Raw genomic sequence first — 15,977 nt, 5'->3', positions numbered from 1 at the left:
AAACTTTAGAAATCCAAACCTGCTTCCCGTGCTGCCTCAGCTAAAGCCTGAATACGACCATGATAAAGATTACCACCTCGATCAAATACGACCTTAGTAATACCCTTTTCTAAGGAGCGCGCTGCTATTAACTTACCAACTTGGGCTGAAGCATCACAGTTAGCACCAGAGGCCAAATCAGACCTCAATTGAGGGTCTACTGTTGATGCTGCTACTAGTGTGCAATGTTGTGTATCGTCAATAATTTGAGCATAAATGTGCTCATTAGAGCGAAACACTGATAGACGTGGACGTTCTGGGGAACCGTTAACTTTACCACGTACCCGCCTATGGCGACGTTGTTTTGATTCTCTACGAGTAAGTTTCATGTTTACTTCTTACCTTTACCACCAGTCTTACCGGCTTTACGTCTTACCACTTCACCGGCATAACGAATACCTTTACCTTTATATGGTTCCGGGGGACGAACAGCACGAATTTTAGCTGCCGTGTTACCCACCACCTCTTTGTCATAACCACTAACAATGACATTAGTGTTATTTTCAACAACAAATTGAACTCCCGCTGGTGGTTCGATTTGCACCTGGTGGCTATAACCAATATTCAATACCAGATTGGCACCCTGCACCTGAGCCCGATAGCCTACCCCTTGAATTTCCAACCGGCGTTGAAAACCTTGGGAAACTCCCTCCACCATATTGGCTACCAAAGTCCGGCTTAAACCGTGCATTTGTCGGGAAGTGCGTGTATCATCACGTCTGGTGACTAACAATGTTTCTCCAGATTGAGAAACTGTGACGTGGGCGGGTAGATCACGGGAAAGCTCCCCCTTGGGACCCTTAACCACCACCTTTGTACCATCTATTGCCACCTGTACTTTGGCGGGAATAGTAATTGGACGTTTACCAATACGAGACATGAATTTTGTCCTTTGTCAGTTATGAGTTGTGAGTATGAGTCATCTGGAATTAGCCTGGGTTGCCCTACTCCCGAACTCCTGAGCTTATTTTTACCAAACGTAGCAAAGCACTTCACCACCCAGGTTCTGGCGACGCGCTTCCCGGTCAGTCATAATTCCACTAGAGGTGGAAATAATCGCGATCCCAATACCACCTAGGACTCTTGGCAGTTCCTTTTTGTTGGAATAAACTCGCAACCCAGGTTTACTTACACGTTTTAGAGTCGTGATTAGAGGTTGACGACTTTTACCTTTGTATTTCAGGGAAATAACTAGGTTACGTTTTACCCCTTCTCCCGCTTCAGTGTACTCGGAAATAAACCCTTCTTGCTGTAGAACCTTAGCAATACTACGAGTCATTTTTGTTGCTGGCACTTCCGTTGTTTGATGCCTTGCCAGGTTAGCATTGCGGATGCGCGTCAGCATATCTGCAATTGTGTCGTTAGCGGCCATCGTTCCCTCTTTAGATGAACTTATTGATCCCGAAAGGGCATTCCCATTTCTTTAAGCAAAGCACGACCTTCTTCGTCGGTTTTGGCTGTGGTGATAATTGAAATATCTAAACCACGGATTTGATCGATCCTGTCGTACTCGATTTCTGGAAAGATTAGTTGTTCTCTCACCCCTAGGGTGTAGTTACCTCGACCGTCGAAGCTCTTGGCACTAACCCCGCGAAAATCCCGGATTCTGGGTAGGGCCAAACTAATCAACCGATCTAAGAAAGCATACATCCGCTCGCCTCGGAGAGTCACCATAATGCCCACGGGCATGCCTTGACGAATTTTAAAGCCAGCGATCGCCTTTTTTGCTCTGGTCACCACTGGCTTTTGACCAGTAATTAGAGCAATTTCACTTAAAGACGCTTCTAAGGCCTTAGCATTTTGAGCCGCCTCCCCCAAACCTCGGTTAACAGTAACTTTCAGCACTTTAGGTACTTGATGCACATTAGTATACTGAAACTGTTGGGTTAGTTTGGGGACAATTGTTTGGCCATATAAAGTTTTGAGTCTAGTTGTTGCCATTCACCTACTTATCCAAAATCTCACCTGTTTTCTTCAGCATGCGCACTTTTTTGCCGTCTTCGGTAAAAGTGTAACAGACACGACTAGCAATGTTTTGCTTAGTAGAATAGAGCATCACATTAGAGCTGTGAATGGGATACTCTTGGCTTACAATCCGACCAGATTCGCCTTCCTGTTGAGGTTTAACGTGCTTGGTCTTGATGTTAACACCCTTAACAATCACCCTGCTGTCTTGAGGTAATGCTTTAATCACCTCGCCTACTTTACCCTTATCCTTGCCAGCAATCACTTGCACAGTATCACCGGTTTTGACGTGCATTTTATGGAATACCTTGGGTTTTACCTTGGCCATTACAGCACCTCCGGAGCAAGAGAAACTATTTTTGTAAAGTTTTTATCCCGTAATTCCCGAGCTACCGGTCCAAATACCCGTGTACCTTTGGGATTACCTTCTTTGTTGATAATTACTGCTGCATTATCATCAAAGCGAATACTCATGCCACTGTCACGGTTAATGCTCTTTTTAGTACGAACTATTACCGCTTCCACCACATCAGACTTTTTCACAGCCATATTGGGTTGGGCATCCTTAACAACGGCGATAATTCTATCGCCCACGCCACCATAACGGCGATTGCCAGCACCCAGTACCCTTATGCACATTAGTTTGCGGGCACCGCTGTTATCGGCAACATTGAGGTAGGTTTGGGGTTGAATCACAATTAATCTCCCGATAAAAGTTGTTAATCAAATAACAACCTAAACAACAACCATTCATCAAGCCTTGACATTGAGGATTTCCGTCACTTGCCAACGCTTGGTTTTGCTCAGGGGTCTAGTTTCCTGAATACGAACGCGATCGCCCACTTTGCAGCTGTTTTCCGCATCATGAACCTTATAGCGCCGGGTTTTAACCACGGTTTTACCATACTTAGGGTGAGAAGACCGGTTTTCCACGGCGACCACCACAGTTTTTTGCATTTTATCGCTAACTACCAAGCCAACTCGTTCTTTGATTGCCATAATCTTCTAGTTGCTTTCTTGGGTCGGTTGACTACTTGCCTGTTTACGCTCTGTCTCTACTGTTAGTAATTGAGCTAAACGCTGGCGGGCATGTTTAAACTGGTGGGGTTTTTCCAACTGTCTAGTAGCCTTTTGTAATCGCAGTTGAAATAGTCGTTTTTTCAAACTCACTATTTCCTCAGCTAGTTTTTCATCACTTAATTCTCGAGCTTCTGAAATCTTGGGAAGAGGCATAACCTACTCCTGCTCCTGTGGTTGAGAGCGAACAATAAACTTGGTTTTAATTGGCAACTTATAAGCGGCCAAGCGCATAGCTTCACGAGCTATTTCTTCAGACACACCAGCGATTTCAAACAGAATCCGACCTGGTTTGACCACCGCCACCCAAAATTCCGGATTACCCTTACCAGAACCCATCCGGGTTTCTGCGGGACGCATGGTAACAGGTTTATCTGGGAAGATGCGAATCCAGATTTTACCACCCCGGCGAATATAACGAGTCATTGCCCGACGGGAGGCTTCTATTTGGCGAGAGGTGATCCAACATGGTTCTTGGGCTTGCAGGGCAAAATCCCCAAAATTCAGGGTGCTACCACGGTGTGCTAGACCCTCCATGCGTCCGCGTTGTTGTTTGCGGAATTTCGTTCTTCTAGGACTTAACATGGTTTGTCGATTGGTAGTTGGTAATTGGTTGCGACTGGTTTTGTTCTAGTCACCTAATTACGCTTCATTTGACCGGTCTTCAAATTGCTGGCGACGGCGTTGTTGTTGACGACGACGGGGTTCACGCTCTCTGGTCACTGGTTGGGAGACAATGTCTTCTTGTCCGGGAATAATCTCTCCCTTGAACACCCAAACCTTAATACCCAAAATCCCGTAAACCGTTTGAGCTGTACAATAGGAATAGTCGATATCAGCCCGTAGGGTATGTAACGGTACTCTGCCTTCACGAGTCCATTCAGTCCGAGCAATTTCCGCACCGTTGAGACGACCACTCACCTGCACTTTGATTCCCTGTACTCCTGCTCTTTGGGCCCTTTGAATCGCCTGGCGAACTACGCGACGAAAAGAAACGCGTCTTTCCAGCTGTTGAGCAATATATTCAGCAATTAAATAGGCATCCGCATCTACTTTTTGCACTTCTACAACGTTGATGCGCACTTGTCGGTGACTGCCCAACAATTGCTGGAGTCCAGTACGCAGGGCTTCTATACCCTGTCCACCCCGGCCTACAACCACACCGGGTCTGGCCGTCCGCAGCTCTAAATCAACTTGGTCAGCTTTACGCTCAATGTGGATCTCCGAGAGACCAGCATTATTTTGAGCGTTTCTACCCAGCTTTTGTTCTATGTACTGACGGAGTTTGTGGTCTTCCTGCAGCAGTTCCGGATAGCGACCGGGAACTGCGAACCAAAGGGATTGATGTTCTTGTGTTATACCCAGACGAAACCCGACTGGATGAATTTTCTGTCCCACAAATGCTTCCTCTAAAATTTCTGACTGTACTCACACAACCCAATTATTTGTAGCTGTGGTTGTAACCTTATCTGACTCATTGAGCAGCTTCTCCCACAGCAACAGTAATATGACAGGTCGGTTTACGAATCTGGTAAGCTCTCCCCTGGGCTCTAGGCTGGAATCTTTTCAGGACTGGACCTTGATCCGCATAGGCTTGGGTGATTACTAGACTCGCCCTGTCTAATCCAGCGTTATGTTCAGCATTCGCAGCGGCACTTCTTAATACCTTTAACACTGGTTCACAAGCACGATAAGGCATAAATTCCAGGATAATTAGTGCCTCCCGATAAGATAGCCCCCGAATTTGATCTAACACCCGCCGCACTTTATAGGGAGAAACGCGGATGTATCGAGCGATCGCTTTAACTTCTGTAGTATACGTTGCCATAATTCACTCCGTTTAGGGCCACTTGTCACCAGCTATTTTTGGGGCCAATGACTAATGACATAACTATCTCCCCGATTTTTTGTCAGTTTTTCCGTGGCCCCTGTAGCTACGAGTGGGAGCAAATTCTCCCAACTTGTGTCCCACCATTTGCTCATTCACAAACACTGGCACATGTTGTTTACCGTTGTGAACTGCAATAGTATGACCTACCATAAGTGGCAGAATTGTAGAAGCCCTCGACCAAGTCTTAATAACTTGCTTTTCATTATTGGCGTTGAGCTTTTCAATCTTGCTGAGTAAGTGATCAGCGACAAAAGGACCCTTTTTTAAAGAACGACCCATAGTTCAATCTCAGATTTTGGATTTGTTGGATTTACATCCTAAGACTGACGACCGCCACGTCCCCGTTTAGAAGACTTACGACGACGACGTACAATCAATTTACTACTAGCTTTTTTACGCTTTCTGGTTTTAGCACCCAGAGCTGGTTTACCCCAAGGGGTAACCGGACCCGATCTACCAATAGGTGCCCTACCCTCTCCACCACCATGGGGGTGATCTACAGGGTTCATCACACTACCTCTGACCTTGGGACGACGACCTTTCCAGCGATTTCTACCAGCTTTTCCTGCGCTCAGGTTTCTGGCATCCGTATTGCCCACCTGGCCAATGGTGGCGTAGCATTCCCGGCGCACCATTCTCACTTCCCCGGATGGCAGCTTTAAGGTGACATAGTTACCTTCTTTTGCCATCAACTGGGCTGTTGCTCCAGCTGCACGCACTATTTGCCCACCTTTTCCTGGTGTCATTTCCACATTGTGTACGTTAGTACCCAAGGGAATATTACTTAGGGGTAGGGCATTACCGTCTTCAAAAGGTGCTTGGGGCCCAGCAGTGATCTTTGCTCCCACCTTCAAGCCATTGGGATGTAATATATACCGCTTCTCGCCGTCTTCGTATTCTACTAGGGCAATCCGCGCATTCCGGTTAGGATCATATTCAACTGCTATAACTGTGGCGGTTATATCCCGCTTATCTCTTTTAAAGTCGATAATCCGGTATAGTTGTTTGTGTCCGCCCCCCCGACGACGGCTAGTTATCCGCCCTTGATTATTCCGACCTTTGGGTCTATGCACTGATTCAGTCAGTGATTTTTCAGGTTCGGTTTTTGTGATCTCCGCAAAGTCTGAAATAGTGACTTGGCGAGTGCTAGGGGTGTAAGGGCGATAGGAACGAGTACCCATAAACGATTTTGGATTTTGGATTTTAGTATGGGAGGCTTTTGAGTTGGATGGGGATTTTTAATTGCTGCTTAAATATATCTAGTACATCTATTAGATATTAGACGTAACTTACTCAGCTTCAAATCCAATCTCAAATTCTTAAACGTCTGGGAACAGAACTTGTCTGATTTTTACTTCATCCCCAGATGCAACAGTCACCACAGCTTTTTTGTACTGAGGTTTAAAGCCAGTAAACTTCCCAACACGACGCTTTTTCCTGGGTTGTAGGGCAGTATTTACTTTAACGACTTTAACCTGAAACAAATCTTCAATGGCTGCTTTAATCTGGGTCTTAGTAGACTTAGGAGTGACCTCAAATGTATATTTGTTCTGCTCCATCATGATGGTGGCTTTTTCCGTCAGGATGGGATGTCGCACTAAGTCTGGTAGGTTGCGGGGTTCAAGTTTAGGCACTGTACACCTCTTGAATTTTGGTTAATGCTGAAGATGTAACTACAATCTTGTCAGCGTGCAACAAGTCAAATACGTTTAACTGGTCAGCCGCAATCACCTTAATGTTTTCCACATTACGGGCTGAAAGACTGATAGTCTCCGTGTTTTGCCCAATTTCTGACAAAATTAGTAAGGTTTTTTGATCCGCTGTTGCTCCCCAACGAGCTAGTGCTGCCACCAATTCCTTACTCTTAGGACGTTGTAGTTGGTCTGTAAACTCTTCTACAACTATCAAATCTTCTCTACGGCTAACAAAAGCTGTGCGCAGTGCTAAACGTCTCTCTTTACGATTAAGCTTGATGTTAAAATCCCTCGGTTTTGGTCCGAAGATCACACCACCGCCACGCCATAATGGTGAACGAATAGAACCTGCTCGGGCGCGACCAGTACCTTTCTGTCTCCAAGGTTTGCGACCGCCTCCTCGCACTTCTGCACGGGTTTTGGTGCTGGCTGTACCTTGGCGAGAATTGGTCATTTGTCTAACTAGGGCCCGGTGCACTATGTGGGACGCTGTCTCTTCCTTGGCAACTCGCAACTCGAAGCTGGTTTGACCAACCTCTTCTCCTTGCCAGTTCTTAACTGTACTCTCAACCATTTTTTTGTCCTTTGTTAGTAGTCAGTTGTCAGTTTTACTGACAGCTAATCAACTAAAACTATTTGTTACCAACTTTAGTCGTGGGCACTACGTTGACTAAGCCACCGGGTTTGCCAGGAATTGCTCCCTTGATTAATATCAGGTTACGTTCCGCATCTACTTTCACCACGGTCAGTTTACGAACGGTGACGCGACTACCTCCCAATCTTCCTGCCATCCTTTTACCAGGATAAACACGACCAGGGGTTGTACCCGCTCCAATGGAACCAGGGGCTCTATGGTTTTTGGAACCATGGGACATTGGTCCCCTGCCAAAGTTATTGCGCTTCTGGTTACCCGCAAAACCACGACCGATACTCGTCCCAATCACATCTACAATCTGACCTACGCTGAAAATATCTGCCTTTATCTCCTGTCCTAGGGCATAATCACCCGCCGCGTCAGTCCGATACTCGTTTAAATACCGCACTGGACCTGCTGATGACTTTGCCAGGTGACCTAACTTGGGTTTGTTTAACGCTTTCGGTTTTACTTCCCCATAGCCAACCTGAATGGCACAATAACCATCCGTGGGTTGGGTTTTAACTTGTGTAACAGTGCATGGACCAGCTTGGATGACGGTCACGGGAATGGATACTCCCGCTTCATCAAAAATTTGGGTCATGCCCAGCTTGGTGCCGAGAATACCTACAGACACAGTAACTGGTTCTCCTTAATCTAGTTGCTGACCTTGGGAGCGGATCTTCAGAGGATTTTACTACGTCCATAACAAAATTGTACTGACATTAGACAGTGCAATTTACTAGTGACGTAACAAACTGTGAGCCTACTGTTTGGTGAATCCGTCTATTGTTTCTCTTTTTTATCCACCAGAACAGTGATAATTACCTTTTTGATTGCAAGGCATTATTTCTGGTATCAGTGCAAAAGCTTGTAGCTTTGCTTTTGTGCAGCAATGGGTTACTTTGTTTCACTGCTCTGGCACTCTCCGTTCGCAACAGGACTTAAGCAGTGATGCTCAGTATCCATTTCCTGATAACTTTCAGGTTGCTCTTAACACCTTAAACTATTGTTTGAGGATCTGCCCTTTTAGGGCTGGCCGGAGCGAACTATAACTCAACTTTGTTAACTCAACTTCGTTTTGGCTGTGGGTTAGGGGCCTTCGCTTGAGTTTTACCTAGTCTTACCTAAATTGTCTCCATTTTAGCAGCTTTTTGGTTTTTTCACCACAAAGACTCAAGGTTTTGCGGTGCTTTTTTCCAAGGCGGCTAAATTGAGAAGACCACTAATGGCGAGGTTTTAGTTACGATCTAATAGTATAATCCATAAACCTGGTTTTGTCCAGTGGTTAATCAAAGATATTTTGGCAGCGAATAAATGGTTAATATTGCCAAAATCCAATTTCCCAACCTATCCTAATCTACCATTAAGGTGAATAATAGAAATATATAGAAATATATAGGTGGGAGAAAAATCTATGGCACTAATTACCACTGGCAGCGGTTTCATCCGGGATTTGGAAAAATTTGGTTCCTTGGGTGTATTTGTTCCCTTGGAAGGAGGATATGAAGGTCGCTATCGTCGTCGTCTCAGGGCTGCAGGATATGTTAACCTTCATATTACGGCTAGAGGTTTAGGAGACGTAGCAGCCTATTTGATGGGGGTTCACGGAATTAGACCTCCCCATTTGGGCAAAAAGAGTACCAGCAATGGTGCAGCGGTAGGTGAGGTACAATATCTACCTCCGTTAATCTCCTCCCATTTAGCCCAACTACCCCCCAATTCCAAAGGATTGTTATTGTGGGTAATTGAGGGCAATATTCTTTCCGATCAGGAAGTGGAATACTTCACCAATTTACCCCGGTTGGAACCACGGGTCAAGGTAGTGATTGAAAGGGGTGGCGATCGCTATTTTCGTTGGACTCCCCTAGAAAAAACCTTACTTGCCAGTTAATTGCAGTTAATCACATTTAATTGTATTTAATTACCGGCGAACCTATTCGCCGTTGGCCAGGTTCGGGTCCAGATCCGCAAATTGAAGCAAGTGGTTAAGTAAAAATGAGACGTAAATCAACTCCTAGAACGGCGACAAGTTCCAAACCCTCTATTTTTCAATCTCCCATATTTAATTTAACCACCATTGCTATTTTAGGGGGAGTATTGGTCTTGGGTATTGGCATTGGCATTGCTTTTAGCTCTACCACCACCCTTGCGCCCTCAAACGTAGCTAGCCGTGAATTTATTGATTTAAAAGCCCCAAATCCAGAAATTTGTGTTCAGTATGGGGCCAGTGCAATGGTGATGGATGCCCGATTATTTGTCACTCTTAACCCATTTAATGTCTACGTATCACAACCAAATATTCGTCCTGGGTGTGTAATCCGCCAAAATAACTGGGCTATTTTAGAAAACAAGAAATTGGTCACATCTGATCAGGTAAGAGAGTGTAAAAATCGTCTGAATACTTTTGGATTTACCGGCAATTTGGACAGTGAAAAGCCCGATATTAGATGTATATATCAAAATGAGGCGGGTCAAAATTTCTTCTTATCTCAACCAGGTGCAGTAGCGCCTAATCAGGAAACAGACCGATTCTAGTTATTGATTGATAGTTATTTTTTTACCTCAAGAAAGGTATTGGTTGACCAAATTCAATAACAGGAACTTGAAAACCTTGATTTGAAGGGGTCGTTTTGGTGTTAGAGGGCATAATCAAGAATTGAGAAGGTGCAGAAGTGCCTCGATTGGGAGGCGGCACCATAATAAAGGGTTGTTGGTGATTAAGCGTCGGGTTAGTAATTGCTGATGGCAAACTAGAAGAGGGGAAAGATTTGGTGGTGGTTTGATCATGGGAAAATACCGGGCGTAATATCCAGCGTTTGGACTGGTGACCGCTCTGCACCCCCATAGCGTTCATATCCACCACTGTCCCGGGCTTAAATTCAATCACCATACGGGTAATTTGAGAGCTAAATTGGGAAAGGCGAATTTTCTGAACTCTACCAGAATAGGTTTTTTGGGTTTCCACATTGCCCAGTTGGGTATTAGGTAAATCTATCACCAACCGAGAAGGTTGTTCAAGGTAGAAGTACTCCGGTTTAGTCTTGTTAGAAAGGTTTATTTCTATCTGTTGTGATTTGACATGAAATAGCCACTTATAGAGCGTAGCTTTAGGGGATAAATTGGCTAACGCCAACTCCATCCAACCGTTAAGAGTGAACAGCGTAAACAAACTCAACATTTGCAGCCTAAACATATAAAATAAAAAACGGGTCTTATTACTGATCGGATTGTTCATTGTTGTAATTTGAATTGGTATGTCAGTGATTTGGGTGTGTTGTAGCTTTTACATTATCCAAATTCCCCCACCAGTGATCTGGTCAATTCTGACCTTGAGAATCAAACCAATCAATATGTTGTTAACTTTTGTTAAGATTGAAAATGACCTCAAAGTTTCGCTTTTTTGATCTTCTATTCCTTATTCGAGAGATATTTCATGTTAAGACTGGAACACATTAGTAAAATTTACCCGACAGGTGAAGTTCTACAAGATATTAACTGGGAAGTCAAACCGGGCGATCGCATTGGTTTAGTGGGCGTTAACGGTGCGGGAAAGTCTACCCAATTGAAAATTATCTCTGGGGAAATAGAGCCCACTGCTGGTCAGATAATTCGTCCTGCTAGTTTGCACATAGCCTATCTTAACCAGGAGTTTGAAGTAGATCCCACACGAACAGTTCAGGAAGAGTTTTGGACTGTTTTCAAAGAAGCTAATGCGGTGCAGTTAGCACTATATGAAGTGCAACGTGACATGGAAACAGCGACCGTAGAACAATTAGACAAACTAATTAATAAGTTAGACAAATTACAACGTCAGTTTGAGTCTCTAGATGGTTATAATTTAGATGCTCGCATTGGTAAAATTCTGCCAGAAATGGGTTTTCAGGTAGAAGATGGGGATCGTCTGGTGAGTGCTTTTTCGGGGGGTTGGCAAATGCGCATGAGTTTGGGCAAAATCCTCTTACAAAAGCCAGACCTATTACTACTAGACGAACCGACAAACCACTTAGACCTAGAAACCATTGAATGGTTAGAGAATTACCTCAGGAGTTTGACCACCCCCATGGTAATTGTTTCCCATGACCGGGAGTTTTTAGACCGACTTTGCACACAAATTGTGGAAACTGAACGAGGGGTTTCTACTACCTACCTAGGTAACTATTCTGCATATCTCCAACAAAAGGCTGAGAATGAAGCGTCTCAGTTAAGTGCCTTTGAACGTCAACAAAAGGAAATAGAAAAGCAGCAAGCATTTGTAGACAGATTTCGCGCTAGTGCTACTCGCAGCACCCAGGCAAAAAGCAGAGAAAAGCAGTTGGAGAAAGTTGAAAGAATTGAAGCACCAACTACAGGGGTGAGAACCCTACATTTTCGTTTTCCACCTGCACCGCGCAGTGGTAGGGAAGTGGTAGAAATTAAAGATCTTACCCACACCTATGGAGACAAAATCCTGTTTCTAGGGGCGAATTTACTTATTGAAAGGGGAGACAGGATCGCCTTCCTAGGACCCAATGGAGCAGGAAAATCCACTTTGTTAAAAATAATTACGGGTATGGAAATTCCCACGGAAGGAACTGTTAAACTAGGAGACCATAATGTTATTCCAGGTTATTTTGAACAGAATCAAGCGGAGGCCCTGGATCTAAATAAAACCGTCATGGAGACTATTCATAATGAAGTTCCTGATTGGAAAAATGAGGAAGTGCGTACGTTGCTAGGAAGGTTTTTATTTGCCGGGGATACGGTTTTCAAACAAGTAGGGGCCCTAAGCGGAGGGGAGAAAGCAAGACTGGCATTGGCAAAGATGCTATTATGCCCAGTTAATTTGATCATTTTGGATGAACCCACTAATCACCTAGATATTCCCGCTAAAGAAATGCTGGAAGAAGCACTACAAAACTATGATGGTACAGCTATAGTAGTGTCTCATGACCGTTACTTTATCTCCCAGGTGGCAAATAAAATTGTAGAAATTCGAGATGGAGAATTTCGAGTTTATCTAGGAGATTATCACTACTATCTGACTAAGATCGAGGAAGAAAAGCAACAAGCTAAATTAGCGGCAATGGAAGCAGAAAAAGCAGCCAAAAAAGCGGCAAAAACAGCAAAAGCGGCTGCTAAAAAAAAGTAAGTTAGTATCAAAGAACCTGGGGACTGAATCGCCTGTCCCCCGTTTGCCATGTTAATGAATACTCTAATAATTGTAGATGCTTGCTTGGTCATAAAGGTTATCACTTAAACTAATTTATGGGTGATAATTCAGTGATAATAATTGTGGTGAGGTGCAACCTGTCCTTGAGTTTTGGCTACTGCTGGGTATTATCCAAAGAGTTTCTCAACCGCATCAGTTGTCTTCTCATTTGAGGAGAGGCCTTAAATTCAGAGATCTCCTGAGCTTTAACAGATGCTTGTAGCATTTCCAAAAATTCATCCGATCCCTCTGTAAGTGCGTCTAAGAAGACTTGTAGAAGCTGTTCACGATCTCCCAACAAACTTTTTTCTTCTATTAAGCGAAACTTAAGGTGAATTTCACATTCATAAACACCGACTTCGAGATTATTGACCTGGCATGGTAATGCTTTGGAGTTCATAGTTGTGAGGATTCCTTTACTGGGTTAGAAACGGTGTTCATACAGGTGGGGAGCCAAAATATCCACCAAAAAAATCTTTATATTTTCTCAATATTTTCTCAAACACAGCGAAGAGGTAATTTTAGTTTACTCATCCGCTAAATTTCTTTTCCATTCCGCCCTCCATAGTGATGAAAAATCGCTTTTAACTGTTCCAATTTTACCCCTCCTTGTGTAGTGTTGTATGTTGAAGTAGTAAAGCATGATGGGATTTTTAAGTTCTACATAATTTAGGTTCTGCAAGAACTCATCCTACCTTTTTAAAAGTTTGTACAACAACTTTATCCAAACGTCAATACTGGGAAAATATATCACTTTATCAACTAGTAATTATATTTAAATTCATTTTTTAAAGTCTATACAGGTAATACAATTTGATGTCTAAGAACAGTTTTATTAAACAAAATCAGTGTCATTTGGTACATGTATTAAAATTTGTAATAAAAGTAACATCAAACCTAGCAATATTTGATATATATAAGCGAAGTCCTACCGATTCTGTTAATCAATCTATTTGGCAAATCCAAACAATTAAGATCGGGCACAGCAGTTAAAATAATTGCAGTGTGATTAACCAAAATCCTAGACCTAATTATGGATAACCCAATACTGCTCAAGTCCACAACCCGTCATATCCGCATTTTTGCGGCGGAAATAAACCAAGAGGAATTAGTCCCTAGTAACCAGGTTCTTACTTTAGACGTTGATCCAGATAACGAATTTAACTGGAGCGAAGATGCACTACAGAAAGTATATCGTAAATTTGATGAAATTGTAGAATCTTCAGAAGGTGTAGACCTAACAGACTATAATTTACGTCGGATTGGTTCAGATTTAGAGCATTTTGTGCGATCGCTGTTACAAAAAGGTGAGATTAGCTACAATCTTGCTGCTCGCGTCACCAACTACAGCATGGGACTACCCCAAGTTGCAGCGAATGACAATCCATGAGATAAAAATTTGCTTCCATTCATGGTTGATGAGTTAAGGTAAATGAAAGTTTCTAACCCATCAACAAAATTAGGGCTCTGGTAAAACCAGGCTCTAAAAAGTTGGGTGTACCATCTCCTAACCATACTCTTGAATAATTGCTAGTCGCTGCTTGGTGCGAGAAATATGGAAAATGAAGTAGCAATGCTTTTCTGCCCAAACGAATATTGTCAAGCCCCCAATCCTCTAAACCACAGGTTTTGTCAGAGATGCTCCACACCCTTGCCTAAGCGTTATCTGTGGACGGTGGGGGTCCATGATCTGGGTAATCCGGGTGAAATTGTGGGAGACCGTTATGTAATCATTGAGAGGTCGATAATTTTGGACCTCAAACCTGGATTACCACCCCAAGCACCTGAGTTAGTTTATTTAGATCAAATAAAACCCTATCTAAAACTCATCCCTTACCGCCTGCACGTACCACAGATTTATGGGGTTCTTTCTATAACTGAACAAGAACCTAGAACCAATACAATACTTTTAGAAGCCATACCCCTAATCCATGATAACAAAAACCAGCGAGTACATTTATGGAGTGACCTAATCACAGCTTGGGGTAAAGCTTCTTCTATACGACAAATCAATTGGTTGTGGCAAATGGCGAAACTGTGGCAACCCTTGTACGAGCAAGGGGTTGCTAGTAGTTTGTTAAGCTGGGACTTAATTAGAGTACAAGGGGGTTTAGTTAAACTCCTAGAATTACGCAGTGACAGATTACCGATAAACCTGTCACAGTTAGGGAAAAATTGGCAACAACTTTTAGCAAGTGCTCAACCATGCTTAGTGGACTTGCTCGAGCAAGTTTGTGAATCTTTGATTAAAGAAGAAATTAGTTCGTCTGAACATTTAACTATAACTTTGGACCAAGCGCTATCACAAATAGATAAGTTGCAAAAAAACACTTCAAGCATTGACACAAAGATTTTGACTCAAACAGATCCAGGTCCAAGTCGTCAAAGAAACGAGGACTCCTGCTATCCGCCTCCAGGCATTGTAGTTAGTCCATCTTCCCCCAAGGATGGTTTAGCTATTGTTTGTGATGGTATTGGTGGACATGAGGGGGGAAATGTAGCATCCGATTTAGCAGTAAAAACCATTGTACCACAAGTAGAGGAAATATTAACAATCCAGGAAAGTGCAGACAACTATAGAGATTTATCAACAGTTGTCCAAATGTTAGAACAAGGAGTAGCACTAGCAAACGATAAGATCAGCCAGCAGAACGATATTGATCACCGTCAAGGTCGTCAGAGAATGGGAACCACCCTAGTCATGGCCATACCCATTGCTCATCAGATGTACATTACCCATGTGGGAGACAGTCGTGCTTATTGGATTACCCATCATGGTTGTTATCAAGTGACTCTGGATGATGATGTGGCTTCTCGTGAGGTGCGTTTAGGTTATGCTACTTACCGTGAAGCCATACAACATCGTGGTTCAGGTTCCTTAATTCAGGCATTGGGTATGGGTAATAGCGCTTTACTCTCTCCCACCTGTGAGCGGTTTATTCTAGATGAGGATGGTATTTTTCTCCTCAGTTCCGATGGACTGACGGATTTTGATCGGGTAGAAGACTACTGGGAAACCGAAATTCTACCTGTTTTGCGCGGGGAGTCTAATTTAGAAACTACGGCGTCTCGACTGGTAGAAATTGCCAATACTAAGAATGGGCATGATAATGTCACTATTGCTCTGTTACATTATCAAGTTCAATATCAAGAGCCCAATACAGTGCTAGAGGCAAAAATTCCGCCCATTAGTTTCAGTAAAACAGTGAATATAACGGGTAGTAATTCCCAAGCAAGGGATGTAAATTATTTCCCCCAATCAACTCGGGTGATTCCTGAAAATCCATATAGTAAGGATCATAACCGCAAAATCCCCATACAGCTATTAATTTTGTTGGCTGTAGTTTTGGCGGCCGGATTTTTAGGATTCTGGCCCAAGCGAGAAAAAAAATCCCCGGTTCCCACCCCCACACCATCCATCAGTCAATCATCTGGAGCGGTTCTAAGGGATAATTTGATCCTATCATAACTAACTGGAATTTATCT

General features: G+C 43.4%; 23 protein-coding genes. 5 read left to right on the top strand and 18 right to left on the bottom strand.

All coding sequences use genetic code 11. The annotated features are described in order from the left end of the window. Positions 1-5: 5 nt before the first annotated feature. From rplR to rplC, 16 genes are all read right to left on the bottom strand, one after another. Complete coding sequence (gene rplR / locus ASL19_RS04790; RefSeq protein WP_006276969.1) at positions 6-368, bottom strand: 50S ribosomal protein L18; 363 nt, start codon at positions 366-368, stop codon at positions 6-8. A 2-nt stretch (positions 369-370) separates the two neighbouring features. Beyond that, positions 371-919, bottom strand: coding sequence for a 50S ribosomal protein L6 (rplF, locus tag ASL19_RS04785; RefSeq protein WP_006276968.1), 549 nt, complete (start codon positions 917-919; stop codon positions 371-373). 90 nt (positions 920-1,009) lie between these two features. Continuing rightward, on the bottom strand, positions 1,010-1,411 hold the full coding sequence (gene rpsH, locus ASL19_RS04780; protein WP_006276967.1) for a 30S ribosomal protein S8: 402 nt from the start codon (positions 1,409-1,411) through the stop codon (positions 1,010-1,012). A gap of 20 nt (positions 1,412-1,431) precedes the next feature. Beyond that, positions 1,432-1,980, bottom strand: coding sequence for a 50S ribosomal protein L5 (rplE, locus tag ASL19_RS04775; RefSeq protein WP_006276966.1), 549 nt, complete (start codon positions 1,978-1,980; stop codon positions 1,432-1,434). Between the two features lie 4 nt (positions 1,981-1,984). Beyond that, on the bottom strand, positions 1,985-2,332 hold the full coding sequence (gene rplX / locus ASL19_RS04770; RefSeq protein WP_006276965.1) for a 50S ribosomal protein L24: 348 nt from the start codon (positions 2,330-2,332) through the stop codon (positions 1,985-1,987). After that, on the bottom strand, positions 2,332-2,700 hold the full coding sequence (gene rplN / locus ASL19_RS04765) for a 50S ribosomal protein L14 (protein WP_006276964.1): 369 nt from the start codon (positions 2,698-2,700) through the stop codon (positions 2,332-2,334). Before rplN ends, rplX begins: the two co-directional genes overlap by 1 nt. Before the next feature lie 57 nt (positions 2,701-2,757). Next, entirely contained in the window at positions 2,758-3,003 is a 246-nt protein-coding gene (gene rpsQ / locus ASL19_RS04760) for a 30S ribosomal protein S17 (RefSeq protein WP_006276963.1), read from the bottom strand. A gap of 6 nt (positions 3,004-3,009) precedes the next feature. Then, complete coding sequence (gene rpmC / locus ASL19_RS04755; RefSeq protein WP_006276962.1) at positions 3,010-3,237, bottom strand: 50S ribosomal protein L29; 228 nt, start codon at positions 3,235-3,237, stop codon at positions 3,010-3,012. A 3-nt stretch (positions 3,238-3,240) separates the two neighbouring features. Next, a complete protein-coding gene (rplP, locus tag ASL19_RS04750; RefSeq protein WP_006276961.1) occupies positions 3,241-3,666 on the bottom strand; it encodes a 50S ribosomal protein L16 in 426 nt (141 codons plus the stop codon). 57 nt (positions 3,667-3,723) lie between these two features. Next, on the bottom strand, positions 3,724-4,479 hold the full coding sequence (gene rpsC / locus ASL19_RS04745) for a 30S ribosomal protein S3 (RefSeq protein WP_006276960.1): 756 nt from the start codon (positions 4,477-4,479) through the stop codon (positions 3,724-3,726). A gap of 76 nt (positions 4,480-4,555) precedes the next feature. Further along, on the bottom strand, positions 4,556-4,909 hold the full coding sequence (gene rplV, locus ASL19_RS04740) for a 50S ribosomal protein L22 (RefSeq protein WP_006276959.1): 354 nt from the start codon (positions 4,907-4,909) through the stop codon (positions 4,556-4,558). Between the two features lie 63 nt (positions 4,910-4,972). Next, positions 4,973-5,251 carry a 30S ribosomal protein S19 gene (gene rpsS, locus ASL19_RS04735; protein ID WP_006276958.1) on the bottom strand — a complete coding sequence of 93 codons (279 nt, stop codon included), beginning with the start codon at positions 5,249-5,251 and terminating at the stop codon, positions 4,973-4,975. Positions 5,252-5,289: 38 nt separating this feature from the next. Next, entirely contained in the window at positions 5,290-6,153 is an 864-nt protein-coding gene (gene rplB, locus ASL19_RS04730; RefSeq protein ID WP_006276957.1) for a 50S ribosomal protein L2, read from the bottom strand. A gap of 138 nt (positions 6,154-6,291) precedes the next feature. Next, on the bottom strand, positions 6,292-6,606 hold the full coding sequence (locus tag ASL19_RS04725; RefSeq protein WP_006276956.1) for a 50S ribosomal protein L23: 315 nt from the start codon (positions 6,604-6,606) through the stop codon (positions 6,292-6,294). After that, positions 6,599-7,240 (bottom strand): 50S ribosomal protein L4, encoded by a 642-nt coding sequence (gene rplD / locus ASL19_RS04720; protein ID WP_006276955.1) that lies wholly within the window; start codon positions 7,238-7,240, stop codon positions 6,599-6,601. Before rplD ends, ASL19_RS04725 begins: the two co-directional genes overlap by 8 nt. A 58-nt stretch (positions 7,241-7,298) precedes the next feature. Continuing rightward, on the bottom strand, positions 7,299-7,937 hold the full coding sequence (gene rplC, locus ASL19_RS04715; protein ID WP_006276954.1) for a 50S ribosomal protein L3: 639 nt from the start codon (positions 7,935-7,937) through the stop codon (positions 7,299-7,301). Positions 7,938-8,717: 780 nt separating this feature from the next. Between rplC and ASL19_RS04710 the strand changes: the two genes are divergently transcribed. After that, the gene (locus ASL19_RS04710; protein WP_057177477.1) at positions 8,718-9,194 is read left to right on the top strand and encodes an NAD(P)H-quinone oxidoreductase subunit N; all 477 of its coding nucleotides are present in this window, start codon (positions 8,718-8,720) and stop codon (positions 9,192-9,194) included. Between the two features lie 104 nt (positions 9,195-9,298). Continuing rightward, positions 9,299-9,838, top strand: coding sequence for a DUF3172 domain-containing protein (locus ASL19_RS04705; protein ID WP_006276952.1), 540 nt, complete (start codon positions 9,299-9,301; stop codon positions 9,836-9,838). Positions 9,839-9,860: 22 nt separating this feature from the next. Here ASL19_RS04705 and ASL19_RS04700 read toward each other — a convergent pair whose 3' ends face one another. Further along, positions 9,861-10,496: an AMIN domain-containing protein gene (locus tag ASL19_RS04700; RefSeq protein WP_161489549.1), complete on the bottom strand. Its 636-nt coding sequence runs from the start codon at positions 10,494-10,496 to the stop codon at positions 9,861-9,863. 240 nt (positions 10,497-10,736) lie between these two features. On the opposite strand from ASL19_RS04700, the gene ASL19_RS04695 reads away from it, so the two are divergent. Then, complete coding sequence (locus ASL19_RS04695) at positions 10,737-12,431, top strand: ABC-F family ATP-binding cassette domain-containing protein (protein WP_006276950.1); 1,695 nt, start codon at positions 10,737-10,739, stop codon at positions 12,429-12,431. A gap of 175 nt (positions 12,432-12,606) precedes the next feature. Here ASL19_RS04695 and ASL19_RS04690 read toward each other — a convergent pair whose 3' ends face one another. Continuing rightward, the gene (locus tag ASL19_RS04690) at positions 12,607-12,891 is read right to left on the bottom strand and encodes an Npun_R1517 family heterocyst differentiation transcriptional regulator (protein ID WP_057177476.1); all 285 of its coding nucleotides are present in this window, start codon (positions 12,889-12,891) and stop codon (positions 12,607-12,609) included. A 633-nt stretch (positions 12,892-13,524) separates the two neighbouring features. Here ASL19_RS04690 and ASL19_RS04685 point away from each other — a divergent pair. Then, positions 13,525-13,881 (top strand): NAD(P)H-quinone oxidoreductase subunit M, encoded by a 357-nt coding sequence (locus ASL19_RS04685; protein WP_057177475.1) that lies wholly within the window; start codon positions 13,525-13,527, stop codon positions 13,879-13,881. A gap of 261 nt (positions 13,882-14,142) precedes the next feature. After that, positions 14,143-15,960, top strand: a complete 1,818-nt coding sequence (locus ASL19_RS04675) for a protein phosphatase 2C domain-containing protein (protein WP_330936249.1) — start codon at positions 14,143-14,145, stop codon at positions 15,958-15,960. Positions 15,961-15,977 lie beyond the last annotated feature (17 nt).

It is taken from the genome of Cylindrospermopsis sp. CR12, from assembly GCF_001432185.1.
GTDB lineage: Bacteria > Cyanobacteriota > Cyanobacteriia > Cyanobacteriales > Nostocaceae > Raphidiopsis > Raphidiopsis raciborskii.
Note: the sequence above shows the minus strand (reverse complement) of the source record. Positions and strands in the feature narration are given on the sequence as shown.